This window comes from Streptomyces sp. NC-S4, assembly GCF_054353315.1.
On the sequence record NZ_CM135937.1, the window covers coordinates 1,653,363 to 1,678,990 of the forward strand.

The 25,628-nt window shown below is 72.0% G+C and carries 26 protein-coding genes; 14 read left to right on the top strand and 12 right to left on the bottom strand.

What is annotated here, in order from left to right; all coding sequences use genetic code 11:
- Positions 1–33 precede the first annotated feature (33 nt).
- From ACXNSR_RS06845 to ACXNSR_RS06855, 3 genes are read left to right on the top strand one after another with little or no spacing between them, the layout of a single operon-like run.
- Positions 34–1,404 carry an NtaA/DmoA family FMN-dependent monooxygenase gene (locus ACXNSR_RS06845; protein ID WP_458641258.1) on the top strand — a complete coding sequence of 457 codons (1,371 nt, stop codon included), beginning with the start codon at positions 34–36 and terminating at the stop codon, positions 1,402–1,404.
- Positions 1,401–2,462 carry an LLM class flavin-dependent oxidoreductase gene (locus tag ACXNSR_RS06850; protein ID WP_458641259.1) on the top strand — a complete coding sequence of 354 codons (1,062 nt, stop codon included), beginning with the start codon at positions 1,401–1,403 and terminating at the stop codon, positions 2,460–2,462. Before ACXNSR_RS06845 ends, ACXNSR_RS06850 begins: the two co-directional genes overlap by 4 nt.
- An 11-nt stretch (positions 2,463–2,473) precedes the next feature.
- A complete protein-coding gene (locus ACXNSR_RS06855; protein ID WP_458641260.1) occupies positions 2,474–3,613 on the top strand; it encodes an LLM class flavin-dependent oxidoreductase in 1,140 nt (379 codons plus the stop codon).
- Positions 3,614–3,692: 79 nt separating this feature from the next.
- On the opposite strand, the gene ACXNSR_RS06860 is transcribed toward ACXNSR_RS06855, so the two are convergent.
- A complete protein-coding gene (locus ACXNSR_RS06860; protein ID WP_458641261.1) occupies positions 3,693–5,258 on the bottom strand; it encodes a hypothetical protein in 1,566 nt (521 codons plus the stop codon).
- Positions 5,259–5,387: 129 nt separating this feature from the next.
- The gene (locus ACXNSR_RS06865) at positions 5,388–5,582 is read right to left on the bottom strand and encodes a hypothetical protein (RefSeq protein WP_458641262.1); all 195 of its coding nucleotides are present in this window, start codon (positions 5,580–5,582) and stop codon (positions 5,388–5,390) included.
- Positions 5,583–5,812: 230 nt separating this feature from the next.
- Between ACXNSR_RS06865 and ACXNSR_RS06870 the strand changes: the two genes are divergently transcribed.
- A complete protein-coding gene (locus tag ACXNSR_RS06870; RefSeq protein WP_458641263.1) occupies positions 5,813–6,796 on the top strand; it encodes a fibronectin type III domain-containing protein in 984 nt (327 codons plus the stop codon).
- A 62-nt stretch (positions 6,797–6,858) separates the two neighbouring features.
- Entirely contained in the window at positions 6,859–8,955 is a 2,097-nt protein-coding gene (locus ACXNSR_RS06875) for an ATP-binding protein (RefSeq protein WP_458641264.1), read from the top strand.
- A 152-nt stretch (positions 8,956–9,107) separates the two neighbouring features.
- On the opposite strand, the gene ACXNSR_RS06880 is transcribed toward ACXNSR_RS06875, so the two are convergent.
- Positions 9,108–9,293 (bottom strand): DUF5999 family protein, encoded by a 186-nt coding sequence (locus ACXNSR_RS06880; protein WP_030011808.1) that lies wholly within the window; start codon positions 9,291–9,293, stop codon positions 9,108–9,110.
- 155 nt (positions 9,294–9,448) lie between these two features.
- Here ACXNSR_RS06880 and ACXNSR_RS06885 point away from each other — a divergent pair, with 155 nt between their 5' ends.
- Positions 9,449–9,886 carry an SRPBCC family protein gene (locus tag ACXNSR_RS06885; RefSeq protein WP_458641265.1) on the top strand — a complete coding sequence of 146 codons (438 nt, stop codon included), beginning with the start codon at positions 9,449–9,451 and terminating at the stop codon, positions 9,884–9,886.
- 50 nt (positions 9,887–9,936) lie between these two features.
- On the top strand, positions 9,937–10,710 hold the full coding sequence (locus ACXNSR_RS06890) for an LppU/SCO3897 family protein (protein ID WP_458641266.1): 774 nt from the start codon (positions 9,937–9,939) through the stop codon (positions 10,708–10,710).
- A 56-nt stretch (positions 10,711–10,766) separates the two neighbouring features.
- Here the strand turns inward: ACXNSR_RS06890 and ACXNSR_RS06895 are convergent, their stop codons facing one another.
- Entirely contained in the window at positions 10,767–11,996 is a 1,230-nt protein-coding gene (locus ACXNSR_RS06895) for an acyl-CoA dehydrogenase family protein (protein ID WP_150256329.1), read from the bottom strand.
- A gap of 216 nt (positions 11,997–12,212) precedes the next feature.
- Here ACXNSR_RS06895 and ACXNSR_RS06900 point away from each other — a divergent pair, with 216 nt between their 5' ends.
- Positions 12,213–12,857, top strand: coding sequence for a TetR family transcriptional regulator (locus ACXNSR_RS06900; RefSeq protein WP_301372652.1), 645 nt, complete (start codon positions 12,213–12,215; stop codon positions 12,855–12,857).
- A 68-nt stretch (positions 12,858–12,925) separates the two neighbouring features.
- On the opposite strand, the gene def is transcribed toward ACXNSR_RS06900, so the two are convergent.
- Complete coding sequence (def, locus tag ACXNSR_RS06905; RefSeq protein WP_458641267.1) at positions 12,926–13,492, bottom strand: peptide deformylase; 567 nt, start codon at positions 13,490–13,492, stop codon at positions 12,926–12,928.
- A 123-nt stretch (positions 13,493–13,615) separates the two neighbouring features.
- On the opposite strand from def, the gene ACXNSR_RS06910 reads away from it, so the two are divergent.
- The 6 genes from ACXNSR_RS06910 (at position 13,616) to ACXNSR_RS06935 (ending at position 18,926) form a co-directional block, all read left to right on the top strand.
- Positions 13,616–14,854: a MurT ligase domain-containing protein gene (locus ACXNSR_RS06910; RefSeq protein WP_150256332.1), complete on the top strand. Its 1,239-nt coding sequence runs from the start codon at positions 13,616–13,618 to the stop codon at positions 14,852–14,854.
- A gap of 27 nt (positions 14,855–14,881) precedes the next feature.
- A complete protein-coding gene (locus tag ACXNSR_RS06915; protein WP_458641268.1) occupies positions 14,882–15,610 on the top strand; it encodes a type 1 glutamine amidotransferase in 729 nt (242 codons plus the stop codon).
- Positions 15,611–15,825: 215 nt separating this feature from the next.
- Positions 15,826–16,851 (top strand): 6-phosphofructokinase, encoded by a 1,026-nt coding sequence (locus ACXNSR_RS06920; protein WP_458641269.1) that lies wholly within the window; start codon positions 15,826–15,828, stop codon positions 16,849–16,851.
- A gap of 126 nt (positions 16,852–16,977) precedes the next feature.
- A complete protein-coding gene (locus ACXNSR_RS06925) occupies positions 16,978–17,940 on the top strand; it encodes a cytochrome c oxidase assembly protein (RefSeq protein WP_458641270.1) in 963 nt (320 codons plus the stop codon).
- A gap of 32 nt (positions 17,941–17,972) precedes the next feature.
- Positions 17,973–18,131 (top strand): hypothetical protein, encoded by a 159-nt coding sequence (locus ACXNSR_RS06930; RefSeq protein WP_458641271.1) that lies wholly within the window; start codon positions 17,973–17,975, stop codon positions 18,129–18,131.
- A gap of 84 nt (positions 18,132–18,215) precedes the next feature.
- Positions 18,216–18,926 (top strand): lysophospholipid acyltransferase family protein, encoded by a 711-nt coding sequence (locus ACXNSR_RS06935; protein ID WP_356794452.1) that lies wholly within the window; start codon positions 18,216–18,218, stop codon positions 18,924–18,926.
- 28 nt (positions 18,927–18,954) lie between these two features.
- Here the strand turns inward: ACXNSR_RS06935 and ACXNSR_RS06940 are convergent, their stop codons facing one another.
- From ACXNSR_RS06940 to ACXNSR_RS06970, 7 genes are all read right to left on the bottom strand, one after another.
- Positions 18,955–20,628: an alpha/beta hydrolase gene (locus tag ACXNSR_RS06940; RefSeq protein WP_458641272.1), complete on the bottom strand. Its 1,674-nt coding sequence runs from the start codon at positions 20,626–20,628 to the stop codon at positions 18,955–18,957.
- A 181-nt stretch (positions 20,629–20,809) separates the two neighbouring features.
- Positions 20,810–21,622, bottom strand: coding sequence for an urease accessory protein UreD (locus ACXNSR_RS06945; RefSeq protein WP_458641273.1), 813 nt, complete (start codon positions 21,620–21,622; stop codon positions 20,810–20,812).
- Positions 21,619–22,314 (bottom strand): urease accessory protein UreG, encoded by a 696-nt coding sequence (gene ureG / locus ACXNSR_RS06950; RefSeq protein WP_458641274.1) that lies wholly within the window; start codon positions 22,312–22,314, stop codon positions 21,619–21,621. Before ureG ends, ACXNSR_RS06945 begins: the two co-directional genes overlap by 4 nt.
- A 20-nt stretch (positions 22,315–22,334) precedes the next feature.
- A complete protein-coding gene (locus ACXNSR_RS06955) occupies positions 22,335–23,009 on the bottom strand; it encodes an urease accessory protein UreF (RefSeq protein WP_458641275.1) in 675 nt (224 codons plus the stop codon).
- Positions 23,010–23,025: 16 nt separating this feature from the next.
- The gene (locus ACXNSR_RS06960) at positions 23,026–24,747 is read right to left on the bottom strand and encodes an urease subunit alpha (RefSeq protein ID WP_458641276.1); all 1,722 of its coding nucleotides are present in this window, start codon (positions 24,745–24,747) and stop codon (positions 23,026–23,028) included.
- On the bottom strand, positions 24,740–25,051 hold the full coding sequence (locus ACXNSR_RS06965; protein WP_458641277.1) for an urease subunit beta: 312 nt from the start codon (positions 25,049–25,051) through the stop codon (positions 24,740–24,742). Before ACXNSR_RS06965 ends, ACXNSR_RS06960 begins: the two co-directional genes overlap by 8 nt.
- A 16-nt stretch (positions 25,052–25,067) precedes the next feature.
- Complete coding sequence (locus ACXNSR_RS06970; RefSeq protein WP_030011137.1) at positions 25,068–25,370, bottom strand: urease subunit gamma; 303 nt, start codon at positions 25,368–25,370, stop codon at positions 25,068–25,070.
- Positions 25,371–25,628: the final 258 nt, after the last annotated feature.

A 25,628-nucleotide genomic window follows, 5' to 3' on the forward strand; every position in this document is an offset into this window, starting at 1 on the left:
CCGCCCGAACCGGACCCTCCGGAAGGACGAACCATGAGCAGCAAGCCGCTCAAGCAGATCCATCTCGCGGCCCACTTCCCGGGCGTCAACAACACCACGGTGTGGAGCGACCCGGCCGCCGGCAGCCATATCGACTTCGACTCGTTCATCCACTTCGCGCAGACGGCCGAGCGCGCCAAGTTCGACTTCCTCTTCCTCGCGGAGGGGCTGCGGCTGCGCGAACAGGGCGGCGAGATATACGACTTGGACGTGGTCGGCCGACCGGACACCTTCACGGTGCTCGCCGCCCTGGCCGCGGTGACCGAGCGCCTGGGCCTGACCGGCACCATCAACTCGACCTTCAACGAGCCGTACGAGGTGGCCCGCCAGTTCGCCACGCTCGACCACCTCTCCGAGGGCCGGGCCGCCTGGAACGTGGTCACCTCCTGGGACGCCTTCACCGGCGAGAACTTCCGGCGCGGCGGATTCCTGCCGCGCGAGGACCGCTACTCGCGCGCCCAGGAGTTCCTGGCCACGGCCACCGAGCTGTTCGACTCCTGGGACGGCTCGGAGATCGCCGCCGACGCGGGGTCCGGCACGTTCCTGCGCGACGCGCGGGCCGGGGCCTTCGCCCACCGGGGCCGGCACTTCGGCATCGAAGGTCACTTCAACGTGCCGCGCAGCCCGCAGGGCCGGCCGGTGATCTTCCAGGCGGGTGACTCGGAGGAGGGCCGGGAGTTCGCCGCCGCCGGCGCCGACGCGATCTTCGGACGGTACGGAACCCTCGACGCGGGGCGGGAGTTCTACGCGGACGTCAAGGGCCGGCTCGCCCGGCACCGCCGGACGCACGACCAGCTGAAGATCCTGCCCGCGGCCACCTTCGTCCTCGGGGACACCGACGCGCAGGCACGGGAGACGGCGCACGAGGTGCGCCGTCTGCAGGTCAGCGGGCAGACCGCGATCAAGTTCCTGGAGCACGTCTGGAACCGGGACCTGTCCGCCTACGACCCGGACGGTCCGCTGCCCGAGATCGACCCCGAGGTCGGGGAGAACACCATCGCCCTCGGGCGGGCGAGCGTACGGCAGTTCCGCGATCCGCTCGCCACCGCACGGCAGTGGCGCGAGCTGGCCCGGGCCAAGAACCTGTCGATCCGCGAGCTGGTCATCGCGACCACCGCCGACCAGACGTTCGTCGGCTCGGCCGCCACGATCGCCGAGTCGATCAACACCCTGGTGCAGGCGGACGCCGCCGACGGTTTCATCCTGGTCCCCCACATCACCCCGGGTGGTCTGGACGGCTTCGCGGACTCCGTCGTGCCCTTGCTCCAGGAGCGTGGGGTCTTCCGCGCCGAGTACGAGGGCACCACCCTGCGCGACCACCTCGGTCTGGCGACCCCGGCGCCCGCCCCGGCCGCGGCCTCGTGAAGTTCCTCGCCATCACCCTGATCGCGGACTCCCCCGGCGCGGCGAAGGGTGGCCCGGGGGCCACCCGGGAGCGGTTCCGCGAGGTGGTCGACGCCGCCCTGCTGGCGGAGGAGCTCGGCTTCGACGGTTTCGGCGTGGGCGAGCGCCACGAACGGCCCTTCCTGTCCTCCTCGCCGCCCGTGGTGCTCGGCCACATCGCCGCGCTGACCCGGCGGATCCGGCTGTTCACCGCCGTCACCACCCTGAGCCTGCTCGACCCGGTGCGGGCGTACGAGGACTACGCGACACTCGACCACCTCAGCGACGGACGCCTGGAGCTGATGATCGGCAAGGGCAACGGCACGGCGCAGCGCGAGCTGTTCCAGGTGTCCCCCGAGGACCAGTGGGCACGCAACGCCGAGGGCTACGAGCTCTTCCGCCGGATCTGGCGGGAGGACAGGGTGAGCGCGCAGCCGCGCTTCCGGCCCGCGCTGAGCGGTGCGGAGGTGCTGCCGAGGCCGTTCCAGCGGACCCTGCGGGTCTGGCACGGCAGTGCCACGAGCCGGGAGTCGGTCGATCTCGCGGCGCGTCACGGCGACCCGATGTTCTCGGCGAACGTCACCCACCCGATCGGGCCGTACGCGGAGCTGATCCGCCACTACCGGGAGCGATGGGAGCACCACGGGCACGATCCAGCGCGGGCGGTGGTGGGCGCGGGCACGGCCGGCTATCACGCGGCCCGTACCTCGCAGCAGGCGGTGGCGGCGTACCGGCCGGCGTTCGCGCGTTACCTCGCCTTCCACGAGCAGCTGGGCGCGGCCCCGGTCTTCCCGACCCTGGAGGACTTCGTCGAGCGGAGCTCGGCGCTGATCGGCAGCCCCCAGCAGGTGATCGAGAAGGTGCACCGCTACCACGAGGCCTTCGGCCACACGGCCCTGCACCTGCAGGCCGAGGCGGGCGGGCTCGCCGCGGCGGACCACCGCGCCTCGCTCGAACTCTTCCAGTCGGACATCGCGCCGGTCCTGCGCCGCTCGATACCCGACCCGTGCTTCCCCGACCCCGCCTTCCCCGACCGTTAAGGAGTCCGGCCATGCCCGGCGTCCCCCTAGGGGTCCTCGACCTCGTCCCCGTCACGTCCGGTTCCACCGCCGCCGAGGCCCTGCACCGCAGCATCGATCTCGCCCGGCGCGCCGAGGAGTTCGGCTACGCCCGCTACTGGTTCGCCGAGCACCACCTCAATCCCGGGGTGGCCGGGACCTCCCCGGCGGTCGTGCTCGCGCTGACCGCCTCCGCGACCTCGGCCATCCGGCTGGGCTCGGGCGCGGTGCAGCTCGGGCACCGCACCGCGCTGTCGACGGTCGAGGAGTTCGGCCTGATCGACGCACTGCACCCGGGCCGCATCGACCTGGGGCTGGGCCGCTCGGCGGGCCGGCCCCGGCCGTCCGACGGTCCGGGCGGGCAGCCGCCGGTCATCCCGGTCGTGGACGGGTACACGCCGAACGGGCTGCGGATCCCCGACCCGTTCTCCTTCGCCCATCTGCTGGAGCATCCGCGGGTGGCCCTCCAGCAGAAGCTGCTGAACCTGCCGGGCGCCCAGCCGCAGGAGTACGGCGAGCAGGTCGACGACGTGCTCGCGCTGCTGCGGGGCGAGTACCGCTCGCCGGAGGGCGTGGAGGCGCATGCCGTCCCCGGCGAGGGGGCCGACGTACAAGTGTGGATCCTGGGCAGCAGCGGCGGGGTGAGTGCGGAGACCGCCGGACGCAACGGGCTCCGGTTCGCGGCCAATTACCACGTCAGCCCGGCGGCGGTGCTGGAGGCGGCCGCGGGGTACCGGGCCGCCTTCAAGCCGTCGGCCGGGCTGGACCGGCCGTATCTGACGGTGTCCGCCGACGTGGTGGTGGCCGAGGACGAGGAGACGGCCCGCGAGCTGGCCACCGGGTACGGGGCCTGGGTCCGCAGCATCCGGACGGCCGAGGGGGCCATCCCCTACCCCACCCCGGCCGAGGCGCGGGCCCTGCCGTGGACCGACGCGGACCGCACGCTGGTGGCCGACCGGCTGGAGACCCGGTTCGTCGGCTCCGCGCGCACCGTCGCCGATCACCTGGAGCGGCTCCAGGAGGCGACGGACGCCGACGAACTGCTGATCACCACGATCACGCACGGGCACGCGGACCGGGTGAACTCCTATCGGCTGCTCGCCGAGGAATGGCAGCGCCGGGCGGCGCACTGACGAGGTCGCGCGCCGTGCGGCGCCGTGAGCCGCCCGCCGCCGGGGGAATCCGGCGGCGGGCGGTTCGGCGGCTCGTCCGTCAGCTGTCGCGGACCGCGACGATGCCGTTGAAGACACCGACGTACGCGGCGCCGTCGGGGCCGAGGGTGATCGGGGCCCAGTTGTTGTCGTAGAGCGGACCGGTGCCGGTCAGCTGCCGCCAGCGGCGCTCACCCGTGCGGAAGTCCACGGCCGTGAGGTACCAGGCGTCGATGCCCCAGACGTTGGGCTCCTTCTCGTAGAAGTAGAGCAGCCCGTTCGCGGTGGAGAGCTTCGGGACCACGGAGGGAGCGCGGATCGCGCTCTCCCAGACCGTGTCGCAGCCGCTGCCGTCGGGGCGGACGTCGATGCGGGCCACTCCGCCCACGACGGACTTGCCCAGCAGCAGGGTGGTGGGGTTCTCGTAGCCGTAGTTGTTCTCGACGACGATGCTGTTGCCCCAGGTGATGAGGGAGTTGTCGGTGGTCGAGGCGCCGGAGCCGAACACCGGGACCTTGCAGACCAGCCGCCGGTCGGCGGGGACGTCCACGCCCCGCTTGTAGACGAGGACGTTCATCCGGTCGTCGGCGTTGTCGGTGATGGCGACGTAGTCCCGGCCGAAGAGGTCCGGGGTGGTGCCCGAACCCTGGTTGACCGAGCCCGGCTTGGGCGCCGTGCCCCGGTCGTACGTCTGGCGCCACTGGATCTCGGGGGTGCCGTCGGCGCCGGCCCGGAAGCTGTAGAGCGCGTGGTCGGAGACGATGGAGACACCGTCCTCGGCGACCGAGAAGGAGTTCTGGATCTCCTCGCCCGGCAGCCGGACGGAGCGGATCTTGTCGGTCGCCGGATCCACCGTGCCGACCCGGCCCTGGCGTGTGACCCACCAGATGCGGCCGTTCCAGTCGGGCATCACGGAGGTGACGGGGTCGCAGGTGCCGCTGGGCCACAGGTTGGTCCAGGTCACGCAGTCGTGCGGGACCTGTCCGGTGAGGTCCCAGTCGTCGTCGACCGTGAACTTCCAGCTGCCGTCGGGGTTCTGGGAGTGGGCCAGGCGCAGGATGTGCTGACGGGAGTCGGCCAGCACGGCCCGGTCCTGGTCGTCCAGGTAGAAGTAGGCGCCGCCCGAGGTGTCTTTGAAGATCTTCGCGAAGTCGAGCGAGGTGATCGCCTCGACCGTCGAGGAGCGCTGCGGGAGCTGGTGTTCCGCGAGCGTGGCGAGCGTACGGGGCTCCAGGAGCTTGACCTTGAAGCCGGAGAAGGTGCCGCACACCGTGACGAGCCGGCCGGCCGAGTCGAAGGTCGCGGTGGCGCACTCGCCGCCGAGCGCGGCGATCTTCTCGCTGGTCACCTTCGGGTTCTTGCCGAGCGGCCCCGCCCAGGGGGAGGTGGCGCTGCCGGCGGCGTCGGAGTGCATGCCGCTGCGGCCGTTGGGCGCGAGGTAGGGGTGCTGCGGGGGCGCTTCACCGGGCAGCGGGGCGGCGACCGCGGGGGCGCCGTCGTAGTGGGTGACGAGGCGGTGGCCGGGGGCCTTGGGTATCTCCTCGGCCTGGGCCGGCGAACCGCCGTACATCACCGTGAGTGCGGCGACGACGGGCAGCACGGCGCAGTTCAGCGATCTTCGGAGCATCCGGGCTTCCTCCATCTCTTCCAGCGTTGTTGACATTGCGTCTGATGTCGCGCCGCCGCCAGACGCTAGATCGCACCACTCGAGGAGTCCATGGATGGGCCGGATGATTCACGAAGGCGCAACAGTCGATCAAGGATTCAGGCTGGACACCACGTTCGCGGTGGCCGTCAGGCCGTCGTGGATGGTCGCGGCCATGCTGCTGCTCGCCAGGTAGAAGCCGAGCAGCGCGCAGACGACGGCGTGCGAGAACTTGAGGCCGCCGCTGCGCAGGAAGATCCAGGCCAGGATGAGGAGCAGGACGACCGCCGAGAGGGAAATCACCATCGAAACCTCCTTAATCGCCGCCATGGTGGCGCAGCGGGGGGTGCCTCCGGGCGAAAGACGTGTCCGCCGTACGGGTGTTGACCGTCCGTGACGGCCGGTCGGTCCTTGACGTTCCCTTCCCGGCGGGTCGTGCGGTCGCACCGGGAAGCCGGGTGCAGGGGGCTTGCCGGGGTCCTGCCCACCGTGCCATATATGTCTAGACCAATAAGGAAGCCGAGGAAGGCACCCCCGTGCGACGCAGCGCCCCCACGCCCGTCCTCCGCCTGGCCGTCGCGGGCATCACCGCCGTCACCGCCGTCACCGCCGTCACCGGCCTCACGGCCTGCACCGCACCCGACACCGAACCCCCGCCCGCCCCCGCCGGGCTGACCGCCCAGGCTGGCAGCGCCACCAGCGTGCACGTCATGTGGAACGCGGCGGCCGACCGGGACGGGGTGACCGGCTACCAGGTCTTCGAAGCCGACCGCCTGGTCCGAGAACTCCCCGCCGAGAAGACCATGGTGGACATCACGGGCCTCGCCCCGCAGACCGGTTACGCCTTCACCGTGCGGGCCAGGGACGCCGCCGGGAACCTCTCCGGTCCCGGCACGGCCGCCCGGGTGACCACCCCGGCCGCCAAGGCCGAGGACCGTACGGCTCCCACCTCACCGGCCGCCACCACCGCCCGGGCGACCGGGCCCCGGTCCGCCCGGGTGTCCTGGACGGCGGCGACCGACGACACGGGTGTCACGGCCTACGACGTCTACCAGGGCGGCGTCCGGATCCACACGGCCGGCCCCGGCGAGAGCGCCACGGCCCTGGACAACCTCCGGCCGGACACCGTCTACACCTTCACCGTCCGGGCCCGCGACGGGGCGGACAACTCCTCCCCCGACGGCCCGGCGGTGGACGTGACGACCCCGCCCGCCTCCGGCGACGGCCCCGGCACGGCCCCCGCCGAATTCACCGCGACCGCCTCCCCCGGCACCGTCGCACTGGCCTGGACCGCCCCGGACACCGGCGAGCCGACCACCGAGTACGAGCTGTACGTCAACGGACGGCCCACGACCGTCATCCAGTTCGGCGCGGGCGCCGTGCCCAGCGGCCGGGCGGAGCACCGGGTCACGGTGACCGAACCCGCGGGCACGGTCTGGGCCGTGAAACTGCGGGCCAGGCTCCCCGACGGCAACTGGGGATCCTTCTCCGCGGAACGGCGGATCACACTCGTCGCATGAAAGAAGACACCGATCCGGCCTGAACGGCACGGCCGCACGGGAAGATCGCGCACAATACATCCGTGTTCGGTGAGTACTCGTTCAATGACAATCAGGCAGAATCCGCGGACGGCGATCCCGGACCGGACCCCTGCCCGGCACCCGGCAACCTGCCTCCGGAACCCGCGAGCTTCGTCGGCCGGGAGCACGAACTCCGCCTGCTCGACGGCCTGTTGCGCGAACGAAGACTGGTCACCCTCACGGGGGTGGGAGGCGTCGGCAAGTCACGGCTCGCCCTGCGGGCCGTCGCCGCCGCCCACCAGGCGCGCCCCGACGGGGTCTGGTGGGTGGAACTGTCCCCCCTGCGCGATCCGAGCCTGCTCACGGCCACCGTCGCCCACGCCGTCGGCCTCGCCGACCACTCCCCGCGCCCTCCCGACGAGGAACTGTGCGCGTGGATGGCCGACAAGGAGCTGCTCCTGGTACTGGACACCTGCGAGCACCTGGTGGCCGACTGCCGCCATCTGGTCGGCGAACTCCTGCAGTCCGCGCCCGGGCTGACGATCCTGGTCACCTCCCGCGAGCCGCTCGACATGCCGACCGAGGAGGTCGTCGCGGTCCGGCCGCTGCCCTGCGAGGGGCCCGACAGCGACGCCCTCACGCTCTTCCGCGCCCGCGCCCTGGCCGCCACCCCGCAGGCGGCGGCCGTCTTCGCCGACCCCGCGCGGACCGCCCTCGCCGCCGAGGTGTGCCGGCGCCTGGACGGCATCCCGCTCGCGCTGGAACTCGCGGGCGCCCGGCTGCGGTTGTGGACGCTGGAGCACATGGCCGAGCGGATCGGCGCACGCTTCGAGGTACTGTCCGACGCCCGGGCCGCACTGCCGCGCCGGCACCAGACGATGCGGACCACGATCGGCTGGTCCCACGAACTGTGCGAGCCGCTGGAACGGCTGCTGTGGGCCCGGCTCTCGGTCTTCACCGGTGACTTCGACATCGCCGCGGCGCGCGCCGTCTGCTCGGGCGGGCCGCTGCCCGCCGCCCGGGTGGAGCGCGTGCTGGCGGGCCTGGCCGCCAAGTCCGTGGTCCTGCGCATCGAGGAACGCGGCAGCGGGGCCCGCTACCGGCTGCTGGACACGATCCGCGAGTACGGGCAGGACTGGCTGGAGGAGCTCGGCGAGGTCGAGATCGTCACCGACCGGCACGCCCACTGGTACGCGGCGCTCTCCCAGGCCGCCGAACGGGGCTGGATGGGTCCGGGGCAGGTGGACTGGTACCGCAGGATCACCGCCGAGCACGCACAGCTGCGTACCGCCCTGGAGCACCTGATCACCGCGGACCCGACGGCGGCGCTGGAGATGGCCGGGGCCCTGTGGTTCTACTGGTTCGCGTGCGGGCACGTCCACGAGGGCCGCGGCTTCCTGGAACGGGCCCTGAGACGCGCCCCGCGCACGGAGCTCGCGTACAACCAGGCCATGTGGGCCCTCGGCCTCACGATGATCCTCCAGGGCGACATGGACGAGGCGCGGCGCCTGGGAGAGGAGTGCGCACGGGACGCGGCCCACCTCGCCGACCCGGAACGGGAACTTCGCGCCGCCTACCTGCACGCGGCGTCGGTCCTGATGCCGGGCGACCCGGTACGGGCCCTGCAGCTGGCGGGCCCGCAGGCCCGGGCCGCCCACGGCGGGCGGCCCAGTGGAGTGGGCTGGCTCCTGTGCAAGCTCGTCACCAGCTACGCCCTGTCCGCCCTGGGGCGCTTCGAGCAGGCGACCGATGAGGCGCAGTCACTGCGCGAGGCCTGCGCGGAGCTCGGCGAGCGCTGGATGCGGGCGTACGCGGACTACATCCTGGCGATGAACGCGCTGGGCCTGGGCGACTACGGGGAGGCGGCACGCCACGTACGGGCGATGCTCTCCGGCAAGCGGCTCCTCGGCGACCGGCTGGGCATCGCGCTGGGGCTGGACCTGCTGGCCGCGGCGGTGGCCGGGCTGGGGGACGGCGAGCTGGCGGCGCGCCTGCTGGGCACCGGGCACGCCTGGTGGCGGACGGTGGGCAGGCCGCAGATGGGCTCGCCCTCGCTGACGGCCGTGCGGGACCAGGGCGAACGGCAGGCGCGGGCAGCGATCGGGGACGCCGCCTACGAGGCGGCGTTCCTGGGCGGCGCGGCTGCGCCCACCGGCTGAGTCTCGGCCGGTGGGTCTGGAATACGGCCTAAATCCTGGGCTCCCGTCAGTACGGGAGGGGTCTGCCCGACGGTGTGCGCAGGTCCAGGTCTCGGGGGGCGGGCTTCGGGACGGGCTTACGGATCAGCTGCTGGCGCATGCTGCCTCCTCGCTCAGACCAGTGCCGGGCGGCGGGGTTCCACCGTGCGGCTGTCGGGGAGCAGTTCACCGGTGTCGTCGAACACCACGACTCCGTTGCACAGCAGGCTCCAGCCCTGTTCGGGGTGAGAGGCCACTATGCGGGCGGCGTCGTGATCGGCGCTGTCGGCGGTAGGGCAGGGTGGCTGGTGGGAGCACATGGCGCACCTCCTCGCGAAGTGGGGCGGGAGCGCCGGTGGTCACCCGGTCGATTCCGCGATCCACGGTGGCGGTGAGTATTACTGATCGCCGCCCCCGGACGGAACCCATATTCGCCGTCCAGTTCACGGTGTGTATGCCCGCTTACCATGCGCTCATGCCCGCTATTCGGATCGTTCACCGCACGTCTTTGCCACCGGTCGAGGCGTGGCCGATGCTCACGGACTGGGAGCGCCACGGCGCGCAGGTCCCGCTCACCCGGACGATCATCGAGACGGCACCCCCGACCCGGGTCGGAACGATCTTCACGGCACGGACGGGCGTGAGCAGGATCACATTCGACGATCGCATGGAGGTCGTCGAATGGCGACCCCCTGCGGAAGATCTGCCGGGATTGGTCCGGCTGGAGAAGCGCGGCCGGGCGGTGACGGGGTGGGCGGAGATCGAGATCCGCCCCCTCGACGCGGGCGGCGCGGAGATCCACTGGCGGGAGGAGCTGCGTCTGCGCGGCCTCCCCCGCGCCCTGGATCCCCTGGTCGCGGCGGTGGGCCGGCTCCTGTTCGGCCGGGCCCTCGCACGGCTGCTGCGGCCTTAGGGTTTCGTGATCACCGTGCCGGTGATCACTAAGCGACCGAGGAGATCTCCGTGGCCACTCCGCCACAGCCGCAGCAGCAGGGCGCCGGCCCGTACAACCCCTACGCCGCGCCCGTCCCGCAGCAGGGCGGCCCGGCCGGCCCCGGGTTCCCCGGACCGCAGCCCCACGGCGCGTACGGCGCGTACGGCGCGCACCCCGACCCGGGCCGGTACGGCTGCCGGCTGTGCGGGGCCTGGCCCGCCGCGCACGCGACCGTACGCGGCCACCAGGGCCTGATCGTGCTGATGCGGTTCCTGAGCCTGCGCGGACCGTTCTGCCGCGACTGCGGGCTCGCCACCTACCGCCGCATGTCCTCGGACACCCTGTGGCAGGGCTGGTGGGGGCCGCTGTCCGTCTTCATCACGCCCGTGACCCTGCTGATGAACCTCGGCCCGCGGGCGTCCTTCCGCAGGCTCGCTCCCCCGGCGGGCGGCTACCGGCCCGCCCTCGACCCGGGCAGGCCGATGTGGCGCCGGGGCCCGGTCCTGCTGTTCCTCGCGCCGGTGCTGCTCGTTCTCCTGGGGATCCCCGCACTGATCGGGATCGCCCTGATCGCCGGCGACAGCACGCCGACCCTGTCGGTGGGCCAGTGCGTCGGCGACGAGTGGGACGGGGAGCGCCTGAGGCTGCGCGTACGGGACTGCGGTTCGCCGCAGGCCGAGTACCGCGTCAGCAAGCGGCTGGAGACGTCCGGCGACCGGTGCGCCCCGCTCGACCGGGTCGCCGGCTCCGAGTACGGCCCGGACGGCTCGACGCGCACCTGCCTCACGCCCCTGCCCAAGTGACGCGCGAGCCCCCGGACACCTCGCGGCGTCCGGGGGCTCGCGTCCGCGGGCACGCGTCAGCGGATCGGCATGCCGGAGATCGTGCGCGCGATCACCAGGCGCTGGATCTCGCTGGTGCCCTCGAAGATCGTGTAGATGGCGCTGTCCCGGTGCATGCGCTCCACCGGGTACTCACGGGTGAAGCCGTTGCCGCCCAGGATCTGGACCGCCTGGGCGGTGACCTTCTTGGCGACCTCGCTCGCGAAGAGCTTCGACATCGAGCCCTCCGCCGACTCGAACGGCCGACCCGCCACCGCCATCCAGGACGCCCGCCACACCAGCAGCCGGGCCGCGTCGATCTGCGTCCGCATGTCGGCGAGCTGGAAGGCCACGCCCTGGTTGTCGATGATCGGGCGGCCGAACTGCGTGCGCGTCTTCGCGTAGTCGAGGGCCACTTCGTACGCCGCGCGCGCGGTGCCGACGGCCATCGCGCCGACCGCCGGCCGGGAGGCCTCGAAGGTGGCCATGGCCGCGTTCTTCACGCGCTCGCCGCCGCCGCTGCGGGCGCGCTCGTGGGCCCGGGCGAGGCGCTCGTCCAGCTTCTCCTTGCCGCCGAGCAGGCAGGAGCCGGGGATCCGTACGTCTTCCAGCACCACCTCGGCGGTGTGCGAGGCGCGGATGCCGTGCTTCTTGAACTTCTGGCCCTGGGACAGGCCGGGGGTGTTCGGCGGGACGATGAAGGAGGCGTGGCCCTTGGTCCCCAGCGCGGGATCGACGACCGCGACCACGATGTGGACGTTGGCGATGCCGCCGTTCGTCGCCCAGGTCTTGGTGCCGTTGAGCACCCACTCGTCCTTGGCCTGGTCGTAGACCGCCCGGGTCCGCATCGAGCCGACGTCGGAGCCGGCGTCCGGCTCGGAGGAGCAGAAGGCGGCGACCTTCACGTCGTCCGGGGTCCCGTACATCTGCGGGATCCAGGTGCCGATCTGCTCCTCGGTGCCGTTGGCGACGACGCCGATGGCCGCGAGTCCGGTGCCGACGATGGACAGGGCGATGCCCGCGTCACCCCAGAAGAGTTCCTCCATCGCCATCGGGATGCCGAGACCGGTCGGGTCGAAGAACTGCTGGGCGTAGAAGTCCAGCGAGTAGATGCCGACCTTGGCGGCCTCCTGGATGACGGGCCAGGGAGTCTCTTCGCGCTCGTCCCATTCCGCGGCCGCGGGGCGCATCACATCGGCGGCGAAGCCGTGGATCCAGTCCCGCACCTGCTTCTGGTCGTCGTTCAGCTCCATGGTGAACTCCGCCATGTCCCCTCCACCTGTCTGTACTCGGCCCTGCGGAAGTTACTAGCGGTAACCTACGCGAGGACCACAGTCTGTTACCGGTGAGTAGCCACTGTCAAGCACCCTCCGCACCGGCCACGACGCCGGACGGGGCGACCTCCGATTCGATCGACGGGGTGTGCGGGGTGTTACGTTGCGTGGGCGTCACGCACATCGCAAGGGCGGGGAGAGAAACACGTCATGGAGACCACTCAGCAGGCCGGTGAGCCGGGAGCGGCCGAACGCCGCCGGCGGGAGCTGCTCGAAGCCGCCGACCGGGTCGTGCTCAGGGACGGCCCCAAAGCCTCCATGAACGCCATCGCGGCCGAGGCCGGCATCACCAAGCCCATCCTCTACCGGCACTTCGGGGACAAGGCGGGCCTCTACCAGGCCCTCGCCGTCCGGCACACCGACGCCCTGCTCGACTCGCTGCGGGCCGCGCTCGACGCCCCCGCCGAGCGGCGCCGCCGGGTGGAGGCGACCCTCGACACCTATCTTGCCGCCATCGAGGCCCGCCCGCAGGTCTACCGCTTCCTCATGCATCCCGCCGAGGACTCCCACAGCGCCGAACGCGGCTTCGACGTCGGCCTGCACTCGGCCCCGCTGCTGCGCCGGCTCGGCGAGGAACTGGCCGAGGTGATCGGCGAACGGGTGGACCTCGGCCCGGGAGGCGAACGCCTCGCCCGGATCTGGGGCCACGGCATCGTCGGCATGATGCACGCGGCCGGTGACTGGTGGCTGGGCGAACGCCCCTGCGAGCGGGCGGACCTGGTCGCGGGCCTCACGGACCTCCTCTGGGGCCGCCTGGCCACCGCAGGCAACCGCGTGGACGGCCCGGGCTTCTAGGCCGTCTCTTTCGGATCTTGCCGGCGTGTGAGGCGCGGGGTCCGGGGCGGAGCCCCGGGAAGCCCGGCTCAGACGCCGGCGAGGCCGGAGATGCCCTCCGCACCCCAGGAGGTCTTGCGGATGGCGCGCCGCAGGCGACGGGCGCGCAGGCCCGTCACGCGGTCCGCGTACACCGTCCCGTCGAGGTGGTCGCACTCGTGCTGCAGGCACCGCGCGAAGAACCCCGTCCCGGAGATCCGGACGGCCGCCCCGTCGGAGGTGACGCCTTCCACCACCGCGTGGTCGTGGCGGACCGTGCCCGCCTCCAGTCCCGGCAGGGACAGGCATCCCTCCGGCCCGAGGAACTCGTCCCCGTCGGCCGTCACCAACCGCGGATTGACGATGTGCCCCACGTGGCGGACGTCGTCGTCGTCGGGGCAGTCGTAGACGAACACCCGCTGTCCGACGCCGATCTGGTTCGCGGCGAGCCCGACACCGTCGGCGGCGTACATCGTGGCGAACATGTCCTCGATGAGCCGGTCGAGTTCCGGGCCGAATTCGGTGACCTCCGCGCACGCGGAGTGGAGCACCGGATCACCCAGCAGGCTCATGGTGCGGACGAGGCCGGTGGTACCGGGAATGGGGCGCTGTCGCATGGCCCCAACCCTACGACGGGCGACTATATGAGGAGATCCGCGGCGGGGCGGGGGCGCCGCGGTCAAGGCTCCGGCCGGTACTGGATAGGCTGGGGCCGACCGACGCAAGGAGGACAAGGGACGATGGCAGGCAACACGGAGCCGCTTTCGCCGCGGGCCAAGCTGGCCGTGACGGCGGGCAAGGCCGCGGCGGCGGTGTCGCGGGCCGCGGGACGCGGAAGCGGATCGGTGATCGGCGGCAAGGTCGCACTCAGGCTCGACCCCGATCTTCTCGGCGCGCTGGCGCAACATCTCGATGTCGTCCTCGTCTCCGCGACGAACGGCAAGACCACGACGACCCGCCTGATCGCGGAGGCCCTGCGGGCCAGCGGTCCGGTCGTCTCCAACGCCCTCGGCGCCAACATGCCGGCCGGCATCACGTCCGCGCTGGCCGGCGGCTCGGACGCCAAGTACGGCGTCATCGAGGTCGACGAGAAGTACCTGGCCGGAGTGGCCCGGGACGTCACCCCCAAGGTGATCGCCCTGCTCAACCTCTCCCGCGACCAGCTGGACCGCGCCGCCGAGACCCGCATGCTCGCGGAGAAGTGGCGCGAGGGGCTCCAGGGCTCCAAGGCGGTCATCGTCGCCAACTGCGACGACCCGCTGATCGTGTGGTCCGCCTCCTCCTCCCAGAACGTGGTGTGGGTCGCGGCCGGCCAGGAGTGGAAGGACGACGCCTGGTCGTGCCCCTCCTGCGGCGGTGTCATGCAGCGCCCGGGCGACGACTGGTTCTGCGGCGAGTGCGGATTCCGGCGCCCGACCCCGACCTGGGTGCTCTCCGGCGACCACGTCCTGGACCCGCACGGTTCGGCCTGGCCGATCCACCTCCAGCTGCCCGGCCGGGCCAACAAGGCCAACGCCGCCACCTCGGCCGCCGTGGCCGCCGTCTTCGGCGTCCCGCCGCAGGTGGCGCTGGAGCGCATGTACCAGGTGCAGGCCGTCGCCGGCCGCTACGACGTGGTCACCTTCCAGGGCCGTGAGCTGCGGCTGCTGCTCGCGAAGAACCCGGCGGGCTGGCTCGAAACGTTTTCTCTGATCGATCCCCCGCCGACCCCGGTGATCCTCTCGGTGAACGCGCGCGGCGCCGACGGCACCGACACCTCCTGGCTGTGGGACGTGGACTACCCGCGGCTCGCCGGTCACCCGATCTTCGTGATCGGCGACCGCAAGCTGGACCTCGCGGTCCGCCTCGAGGTCGCGGGCCTGGACTTCCGCGTGTGCGACACCCTCGACGAGGCCGTGCAGCTCGCGCCGCCCGGCCAGATCGAGCTGATCGCCAACTACACCGCCTTCCAGGACGTGCGCCGCCGCGTCGGCAACTAGTACTCATACCCCAGAGGACACAAGAGCATGAGCGACAACAGCCTGCGTCTGGTGTGGGTCTACCCGGACCTGCTGAGCACGTACGGAGACCAGGGCAACGCCCTCGTGGTGGAGCGCCGGGCGCGCCAGCGCGGCCTGGACGTGCAGCGCGTGGACGTGCGCAGCGACCAGCCGATCCCCACCTCGGGCGACATCTACCTGATCGGCGGTGGCGAGGACCGGCCGCAGCGCCTGGCCGCGGAGCGCCTGCTGCGCGACGGCGGCCTGGAGCGGGCCGTCTCGAACGGGGCGATCGTCTTCTCCGTCTGCGCCGGGTACCAGATCCTCGGCAAGGAGTTCGTCAACGACCAGGGCCAGCGCCAGGAGGGCCTCGGCCTGCTGGACGTCGTCACCGTGCGCGGTGAGGGCGAGCGGTGCGTCGGCGACGTCCTCGCGGACATCGACCCGCGCCTGGGCCTGCCGCAGCTGACGGGCTTCGAGAACCACCAGGGCGTGACCCACCTCGGCCCGACGGCCAAGGCGTTCGCCCGGGTGACCATGGGCCGTGGCAACGGCACCGGTGACGGCACCGAAGGCGCGTACAACGACACGGTGTTCGGCACGTACATGCACGGTCCCGTGATGGCCCGCAACCCGCACATCGCGGACCTGCTGCTGAAGCTGGCCCTCGACGTGAACGCGCTTCCGGCCATAGACGACCGGTGGTACGAGGCGCTCCGCGCGGAGCGCATCGCGGCCGCGACGCAGCCCGCGTAGCAGCCGCGAAAACCGCTCATCGGGGCGGCCCCCGCATCATGTGTTCGGCCCGGTTTTCCCTAGGGGGAACCGGGCCGACGTCGTTTTGCACGAGGAGTGCGACCAGCATGTGGAGGATGGTTCAGCGCACTGCTAAACCGCTTGTAGGGTGGCCGTAGTTCCAACCGGACGACGTGGTCCGGTCGCCGGTCCACGTTGCAAAGGTCTCTTCTGCCATGCGCATAGGTGTGCTCACTTCCGGTGGCGACTGCCCCGGCCTCAACGCCGTCATCCGCTCCGTCGTGCACCGTGCCGTCGTCGACCACGGCGACGAGGTGATCGGCTTCCTCGACGGCTGGAAGGGCCTGCTGGAGGCGGACTACCGCAAGCTCGACCTGGACGCCGTCGCCGGCATCCTCGCCCGCGGCGGCACCATCCTCGGCTCCTCCCGGGTCCAGCCCGCGCACCTGCGCGACGGCGTGGAGCGTGCCCGCGGGCACGTCGCCGACCTCGGGCTCGACGCCATCATCCCGATCGGCGGCGAGGGCACCCTGAAGGCCGCGAACCTGCTCGCGCAGGCCGGTCTGCCCATCGTCGGCGTCCCGAAGACCATCGACAACGACATCGCCTCCACCGACGTCACCTTCGGCTTCGACACCGCCGTCGGGGTCGCCACGGAGGCGCTGGACCGGCTGAAGACCACCGCCGAATCCCACCAGCGCGTGATGGTCGTCGAGGTCATGGGCCGCCACACCGGGTGGATCGCCCTGCACTCGGGCATGGCGGCCGGCGCGCACGCGATCGTCGTACCGGAGCGCCCCTTCGACATCGACGAGCTGACGGCGATCGTCGGCGAGCGCTTCTCCGCGGGCAAGCGCTTCGCGATCGTCGTGGTCGCCGAGGGCGCCAAGCCGAAGCCCGGTTCGATGGCCTTCGAGGAGCGCGGCAAGGACATCTACGGCCACGAGCGGTTCGCCGGCATCGGCAACCTGCTGGCCGTCGAGCTGGAGAACCGCCTGGGCAAGGAGGCCCGGCCGGTGATCCTGGGCCACGTCCAGCGCGGCGGCACGCCCACCGCGTACGACCGGGTCCTCGCGACCCGCTTCGGCTGGCACGCGGTGGAGGCGGCGCACCGGGGCGAGTTCGGCATGCTGACCGCGCTGCGCGGGACGGACATCGTGATGGTGCCGCTCGCCGAGGCGACCTCGACCCTGAAGACCGTTCCGGCCGAGCGCTACGACGAGGCCCAGACGGTCCTCTGACGGTTCCCCGGCCGTTCCCTGACGGTCCCTTTTGTCCGCCCCCTCTATCCTGGGCCGCCCCCGCGCGCAAGAGCGTACGGGGGCGGCATTACTGTGGTGGGGCATCACGGTCAAGGGAGTGAACAGATGGATCACAGCGGGCACGGCATGGACATGCACATGGACATGGACCTGCCGCCGTTCACTCTCGGGCGCGGGCTGGAGTTCTCCTTCGACTCCTTCTTCCTGATCGGCTCGCTGGTCGCGCTCGCCCTGTACGGGTGGGGCGTACTGCGGCTGCGCCGGCGCGGGGACTCCTGGCCGCCGGGCCGGACCATCGCCTTCGCCGTGGGCGTCCTGACCGTGATCCTCGTGATGTGCACCAAGCTGAACGACTACGGCATGGTCATGTTCAGCGTGCACATGGTCCAGCACATGGTGATCAGCATGGTCACCCCGATCCTGGTGCTGCTGGGCGCCCCGGTGACACTGGCGCTGCGTGCGCTGCCGCCCGCCGCCCGCGGCAGCAAGGGGCCGCGCGAGCTGCTGCTGATGCTGCTGCACAGCCGGTACATGAAGGTGATCACCCACCCGGCCTTCACGATCCCGATGTTCATCGCGAGCCTCTACGCCCTGTACTTCACCCCGCTCTTCGACTTCCTGATGGAGAGCCGGACCGGGCACATCGCGATGATGGTCCACTTCCTCGCGGTCGGCCTCATCTTCTTCTGGCCGATCATGGGCATCGACCCGGGTCCGCACCGGCCGGGCTACGTGATGCGGATGCTGGAACTGTTCGCGGGCATGCCCTTCCACGCCTTCTTCGGCATCGCCCTGATGATGGCGAGCCAGCCCATGATCAAGACGTACGCGAACCCGCCGGCGTCCCTCGGCATCGACCCGCTGCTCGACCAGCAGTGGGGCGGCGGCATCGCCTGGGCCTTCAGCGAGATCCCCTCGGTGCTGGTCCTGATCGCCCTCGTCTACCAGTGGTACCACTCCGAGCAGCGGGCCGCGCGGCGGTCCGACCGGGCCGAGGACCGCAGTGGCGACAAGGAGCTGGCGGCGTACAACGCGTATCTCGCCTCGCTCCGAGCGCGTGGCCAGTAGCGCGACCCCGCCTTCGCGCGCCACCATGGGGCATGACCGGATCCGTTAAGGCGATGGCCGTCATGACCTTCGCCGCTCTGGTGGCCGTAGCCACGTACTCCGTGGCCCTCGGCAGCAACGGCTGGCTGTGGTTCGGCTGGGTGGTGCTGGGGCTGCTGACCGCCGGGATGGCCGCCACGGGCAATGTCTGAGCAAGGTCCCCTCCGCCCCCTGCACCCCGTGGCTCACCGTCCGTAAAATGGCCGTGACAACGGGATACGGACAGGAGCGGCCTGGTGTTCTACCACTTGCTCAAGCACGTGTTGCTCGGCCCCCTGCTGCGGCTGCTGTTCAGACCCCGGATCGAGGGTCTGGAGAACATCCCGGCCGAGGGTGCCGCGATCGTCGCGGGCAATCACCTGTCCTTCTCCGACCACTTCCTGATGCCCGCCATCCTCAAGCGGCGGATCACCTTCCTGGCGAAGGCCGAATACTTCACCGGTCCCGGGGTCAAGGGCCGGCTCACCGCCGCCTTCTTCCGCAGCGCCGGGCAGATCCCCGTGGACCGCTCGGGCAAGGACGCCGGACAGGCCGCCCTGCGCGAGGGGCTGGCGGTACTGGCCAAGGACGAGCTGCTGGGCATCTACCCGGAGGGGACGCGCTCGCACGACGGCCGGCTCTACAAGGGCAAGGTGGGCGTGGCGGCGATGGCCCTGGGCGCCCGGGTGCCCGTGGTGCCCTGCGCGATGGTCGGCACCTTCGAGATCCAGCCGCCCGGGAAGAAGATCCCGAAGATCCGGCGGGTGACGATCCGCTTCGGCGAGCCGCTGGACTTCTCCCGCTACGCCGGGATGGAGGGCGAGCGGGCGGTCCTGCGGGCGGTCACCGACGAGATCATGTACGCGATCCTCGGACTGTCCGGCCAGGAGTACGTCGACCGGTACGCGGCCGAGGTCAAGGCCGAGGAGGAGGAACAGCGGAAGAAGGCCCGGCGCACCGCGCGCTGAGCCTTCTCCCGCCCGCTCCCGCCGGCCCTTAACGGACGGCCGGGAGCTCCTCCGGCGCCGGGAGGACCGAGGACTCGGCCGGCGCGTCGGACGACAGGGACTTCGCCGCGGCCGGGGCCGGGGCCACCGGGGTGGCGTGCGGCGCGCACGTCACGTCCTTGGCGTCGACCTTGCCGGTGAGCAGGTAGGCGTCCACCCGGGTGTTGATGCAGGGGTTCAGCAGGCTGGTGACACCGTGCGAGCCCGCGCTCTTCTCGGTGATCAGTCGCGAGCCGGCGAGGCGGCGGTGCAGCTCGACCGCGCCCTTGTACGGCGTGGCCGCGTCCCGCTCCGACTGGACGATCAGTACGGGCGGCAGCCCGTGCTTGGCGCCGACCGCGATCGGGGTGCTCTGCTTGGCCTTCCAGGTCGCGCAGGGGAGGTTCATCCACGCGTTGGACCAGGTCAGGAACGGGTACTTCTGGTGCAGCTTGGTGTTGTCCCGGTCCCACTTGGACCAGCTGGTGGGCCACTTCGCGTCGGCGCACTCGACGGCGGTGTAGACGGCGTTGCTGTTCTCCGACGCCGCGTTGCCCTTGGTGTCCGTCATGTCCGGGGCGATGGCGTCGATGAGCGCCTGCTCGTCACCGGCCTCGTACGCGGCCCAGGTCTGGGCGACGGGCACCCAGGAGGAGTCGTAGTACGGGGCGCCCTGGAAGAAGCCGATGAGCTCGGCCGGGCCGACGACCCCGCCGAGCGGGTTGGCCTTGGCCTTGGCGCGCAGCTTCTGGTAGCGGGCCTCGACCTTGGCGCGGGTGTCGCCGAGGTGGAAGACGGCGTCGTTCTTGGCGACCCAGTCCTGCCAGTCGTTCCAGCGCATCTGGAAGGCGACGTCCTGGCCGAGGTTGGCCTCGTACCAGATGTTGTCCTGCGACGGGTCCACCACGCTGTCGACGATCATGCGGCGCACGTGGGCCGGGAAGAGGGTCGCGTAGACCCCGCCCAGGTAGGTGCCGTAGGAGACACCGAGGTAGTTCAGCTTCTTCTCGCCGAGGCCGGCCCGGATCACGTCGAGGTCGCGCGCGGTGTTCGGCGTGGTCATGTGCGGCAGCATCTCGCCGCTGCGCTCCTTGCAGCCGTCCGCGTACTCGGCGGCGAGCTTGCGCTGGGCGCGCTTGTCGGCCTCGGAGCCCGGGACCGGGTCGGCCTTGGGGGCCTTGACGAACTCCTGCGGGTCGATGCAGGAGATCGGCGCGGAGTGGCCGACGCCGCGGGGGTCGAAGCCCACGAAGTCGTAGGCCTTGGAGGTGTTGACCCACAGCGGGCTCTTGGTGGTGACACGGCGCGGGAAGCGCATGCCGGAACCACCGGGGCCGCCGGGGTTGTAGACGAGCGCGCCCTGGCGCTCCTCCTTGGTCCCCGTGCTGCCGATGCGGTCGACGGCGATGTCGATGGTCTTGCCGTACGGCTTCGCGTAGTCGAGCGGAACCTTCACCCATCCGCACTGGATGGGCTTCTCGAAGCCCCAGTCCGCCGGGCAGTCCTTCCAGTCGATCCCGGTACGGGCGGCGCGGGCGGCGGCGATCTGGACGCCCAGCGCCTCCGGGAGCCTGCCGTCGCTGCCGGCGGAGGCCGCCGCGGCCGGCGGGGCCAGCAGCAGGCTCGCCGCGAGTGTGCCGGTGATCAGTGTGGCGGCGCTCCCCAGCGCCGCGTTGCGTATCACGTGGTTGTTCCCCCTGCGTCAGGTGCCGCCGTGGGCGGCCGGGTTGGTCGTTTCGGTCGTCGGCGTGCAGGGGGATCCTGTCGTCTGACCGGGACCCGGCGACAGGTCCCGATCGACTTCTTTGCCAACCCGATAACCGGAAAGGCGTGTACCGCTGAGCGGTGCCTGTTGCGTCCCGCTTTCACCACCCGTGGCTGCGGCAGACCTCGTCGAGCAGCTCGCGCACGAGCAGGGCGTCGGCGGCCAGGGCCGTCACCAGGACGGCCGGTCCGGCCAGCGGGGTCACCGCGGCGAACTCCCCCAGGACCGCCGCGGCGGGCGGGTCCTCGGCGAAGGCGGGGTCCACGACGAGGAGTTGGCCGAGCGCCCGGTGCCCGGCAAGGCCCGCCGGGCCGTCCCAGCCACCGGGCGCGCCGGGGCCGCAGGCGAGTTCCTGGTCCAGCAGCGGGCGGCCCCCGCGGTCGACGGTGAGGCGGCTGCGCAGCAGGCCCGGCACCTCCCCGGTGCGGCCCAGTACCTGCTCCTCGCGCAGCACCAGCCGTGCCGTGGGGGCGAGTCGGACCCGGGTGCGCACCCTCAGGTCGCTGCCGCGCACCGAGATGAGTGGCTCGGGCAGCCACCGAACCGACGCCCCGTCCGCCAGGTCGAGGTGTACGTCGTAGCGCGCGGGCTCGCCGGACCGGCCCGGCATCGCCAGGGTGGCCGCCGCCGAGGCGAGGGCGAGCCGCGCCCCGGGCCCGGCGGTGGCCTCGACGGTGAGGTGGTCCCCGCCGAGCGGGGCGGTCATCGCTCCGACCAGCATGACCCCGGCCTCGGCGACCGACTCCGAGCGGGTGCGGCGCAGCGCGAGCGGTCCCTCCCCGGCGAGCAGCGGCAGGGCGGTGCCGCCCCGCCCGTCGGCGACGGCGTGGATACGGGCGGTGGCCCGCAGTCCCGCCGGGGACTCCGAGGGTGCCGGTGCCGGCGCCGTGCCGGTGGCGCTCGCTCCGCTCATCGCGGGGACCAGGCGGCGATCCGCTCGCGCACCCAGGCGGCCACCGGGCCGACCCCTTCGGGGCCGCGCAGCGACTGGAAGGCGACGGGGAGTTCGCCGCGCTGTGCGGCGGCGTCGCGGGCCATCCGGTCGAGGTCGGAGCCGACGTGGGGGGCGAGGTCGGTCTTGTTGACGACGAGGAGGTCCGCGGTGGTGACGCCGGGACCGCCCTTGCGGGGGATGTCGTCCCCGCCGGCCACGTCGATGACGAAGATCTGGGCGTCGACGAGGCCGCGGGAGAAGGTCGCGGTGAGGTTGTCGCCGCCGGACTCGACGAGGATCAGGTCCAGTCGGCCGTTCTCCCGGAAGGCGTCCTCCAGTTCCTCCACGGCCTCCAGGTTGGCGGAGATGTCGTCGCGGATGGCGGTGTGCGGGCAGGCCCCGGTCTCGACGGCGGTGATCCGCTCGGGCGGCAGCACGGCCTCGCGGAGCAGGAACTCGGCGTCCTCGCGGGTGTAGATGTCGTTGGTGACGACGGCCATGGACAGTTCGGTGCGCAGTGCGCGGCACAGGGCGGCGACGGTGGCGGTCTTGCCGGAGCCGACGGGGCCGCCGAGTCCGATGCGCAGGGCCCGCCGGGTGCCGTCGGGCCGCAGGGGGTCGGCGCTGTGGGTGTGCCGGTGGGGGTAGGTGACGGCGTGGTCGAGGTGCATGGGGGTGTCTCCTTCAGGAGTCAGGAAGCGAAGAGGCGTACCGGCCAGGCGGCATGGACCTCCGCCGAGATGTCCAGCAGCGGCGAGGAGGCCGCGGGCAGCGCGTCGGTGCCCTGTGAGCGGGCCCGCACGGCCGCCCGTTCCGCACGGGCCGCGACGGCGTCGAGCTCGGGGGCGAGCCGGGCCAGTACCCCGCTCGCCTCGAAGGGGTCCAGGCCCAGCAGCCGTACGGTCGCGGTGGCGGGTCCGCCGACGCTCTCGTACGCCGCCACGTGCGCGGCGTCCCCGGGCCCGAGCCCGGCCGCCCGGGCGGTGACGCCGAGCACCACGGGCTGGTGGGCCCCGCGCGGGAACGCCGCCGCCAGGGACTCCAGTTCGGCGGCGGGCCAGGTGGCCCGGGCGGCGCGCAGCAGCTGCCGCCCGAGCCGCCGGGCCGCGGTGCGCAGCGCCGGCGAGGGGGTGCGGGCGTCGGCGGCGGCGTCGAGCACGGCCGGGTCGAGCCCGAGGGCGGCGGCCGCGGCGAGCGCGGCGGCGGTGAGGCCGGCGGTGTGCAGCCGGCCCCGGCAGAAGTCCTCCAGGGTGGCGGCGTCGTGGATCCGGCCCGCCTTGCAGGCGGCCTCGGCCCCGCCGGAATGGGCGTGCCCGCCGGCGGGGAAGCGACCGTCGGCGAGGACGAGCAGCGCGGCGCGGCTCATCGGCATGGACCTCGTCTCAGAACAGGAAGTAGCGCTGGGCCATGGGCAGTTCCGTCGCGGGCGCCGGTTCCACGGCCTCCCCGTCGATGGAGACGGTGAAGGTGTCGGCATCGACCTCGACCCTCGGCATGGCGTCGTTGCCCCGCATGTCCGCCTTGGTCACCTTGCGGGTGCTCTCGATGGCGACGAACTGCTTTCCCAGCCCGAGGCGCTCGGGCAGCCCGTCGTCGAGCGCGGCCTGGGCGGTGAAGTTCAGGGAGTTGAGGCCGGGCGCGCGACCGCGGCCGCCGAACATGGGCCGGGGCAGGACGGGCTGCGGGGTGGGGATGGAGGCGTTGGCGTCGCCCATCTGCGCGTAGGCGATCTGGCCGCCCTTGATGACCAGTTCGGGCTTGACCCCGAAGAAGGCCGGGTTCCACAGCACCAGGTCCGCGAGCTTGCCGGTCTCGACCGAGCCGATCTCACGGGCGAGCCCCTGGGCCACCGCGGGGTTGATCGTGTACTTGGCGACGTAGCGGCGGGCCCGGTGGTTGTCGGCGGGTCCGTCGCCGGGGAGGAAGCCGCGCCGCTTCTTCATCACGTGGGCGGTCTGCCAGGTGCGCAGCACGACCTCGCCGACCCGGCCCATGGCCTGGGAGTCGGAGGAGATGATCGAGATGGCTCCGAGGTCGTGGAGGACGTCCTCGGCGGCGATGGTCGACGGCCGGATCCTCGATTCGGCGAAGGCGAGGTCCTCGGGGACGGCCGGGTTGAGGTGGTGGCAGACCATCAGCATGTCGAGGTGTTCCTCGACGGTGTTGACGGTGTGCGGCCGGGTGGGGTTGGTGGAGCTGGGCAGTATGTTCGGCTCGGAGACCACCGTGATGATGTCGGGTGCGTGCCCGCCGCCGGCGCCCTCGGTGTGGTACGAGTGGATGGTCCGTCCGGCGATGGCGGCGAGGGTGTCGGCGACGAACCCGGCCTCGTTGAGCGTGTCGGTGTGGATGGCGACCTGGGCGCCGGTCTCCTCGCACACCGAGAGGCAGGCGTCGATGACGGCGGGGGTGGCTCCCCAGTCCTCGTGGATCTTGAATCCGAGGGCGCCGCCGCGCAGTTGGGAGTGCATCCCCTCGCGGGACATGGTGTTGCCCTTGCCGAGCAGGCCGATGTTGACCGGGTAGGCCTCCAGGGCCGCGAACATCCGGGCCAGGTGCCAGGGTCCGGGGGTGACGGTGGTGGCCTTGCTGCCTTCGGCCGGGCCGGTCCCGCCGCCGACCAGGGTGGTGATCCCGGAGGCGAGCGCCTCCTCGACGACCGTCGGGGAGATGAAGTGCACGTGGGCGTCGATGGCGCCGGCGGTGACGATCTTCCCGTTGCCGGCGATGATCTCGGTCTCGGGGCCGATGACCAGCGCGGGGTCGACCCCGTCCATGGTGTCGGGGTTGCCGGCCTTGCCGATGCCGCAGATCCGGCCGTCGCGGATGCCGAGGTCGGCCTTGACGATGCCCCAGTGGTCGAGGACGACGACCCCGGTGATCACCGTGTCGGGGGCGCCCTCGGCCCGGGTGGTGCGGGCCTGGCCCATGGATTCGCGGATCACCTTGCCGCCGCCGAAGACGGCTTCGTCGCCGGCCCGTCCGGGGCCGCCGCTGAGGTCCTGCTCGATCTCGACGAAGAGGTCGGTGTCGGCGAGCCGGATCCGGTCGCCCGCGGTCGGCCCGAAGAGGTCGGCGTACACCTGACGGGAGAGCTCAGCCATCGAGCGGCCCTCCGGTCTCGCCGCGCAGCCCGGGTACGGTCCGCAGGCCCGCCAGCGGTACGAGCTCCACCGCGACCGGGATGCCCGGCTCGAAGCGGACGGCCGTCCCGGCGGCGACGTTGAGCCGGAGCCCGCGGGCGGCGGAGCGGTCGAAGTCGAGGCCGGGGTTGGCCTCGGCGAAGTGGTAGTGGGAGCCGACCTGGACCGGCCGGTCGGCCGCGTTGAGCACGGTGAGACGGGTGACGGGACGACCCTCGTTGAGGGGTACCGGGCCGTCCCCGAAGGCGATTTCGCCGGGGATCATGCGGGGGTACTCCGTTTCAGACGATCGGGTCGTGGACGGTGACGAGTTTGGTGCCGTCCGGGAAGGTCGCTTCGACCTGGACGTCGTGGATCATCTCGGGGATGCCCTCCATGACCTCCTCGCGGGTCAGGACGGTGCGGCCCGAGGCCATCAGCTCGGCCACGGTCCGGCCGTCGCGGGCCCCTTCCAGGAGGTGCGACGTGATCAGCGCGATCGCCTCGGGATGGTTGAGGCGGACCCCGCGCGCCCTCCGCTTCTCGGCCACGTCGGCGGCCACATGGATGAGCAGTCTCTCCTGCTCGTGCGGTGTCAGTTGCACTCGTATCACCAAGCTTCCGGGACAAGATCAACAAGAGGCGGGGCGACCCTACCGGCCTTCAACACTCTGTTGACCTGCGCATATCCGAACCAAGCGTCTCTTGCCCAACTCGGGGAAAGGCTTTCCACCCCGACCACCGCCGCTTTACCGGATCATGGGTGATCATTGGCGGTCGAACGTGGCCGCCACGCTAAGCGCTGCGCTTTTCCGTTGAGTTAACCCACGTTTCGGGCAGGTACCCGGTTCAACTCCGGCGCC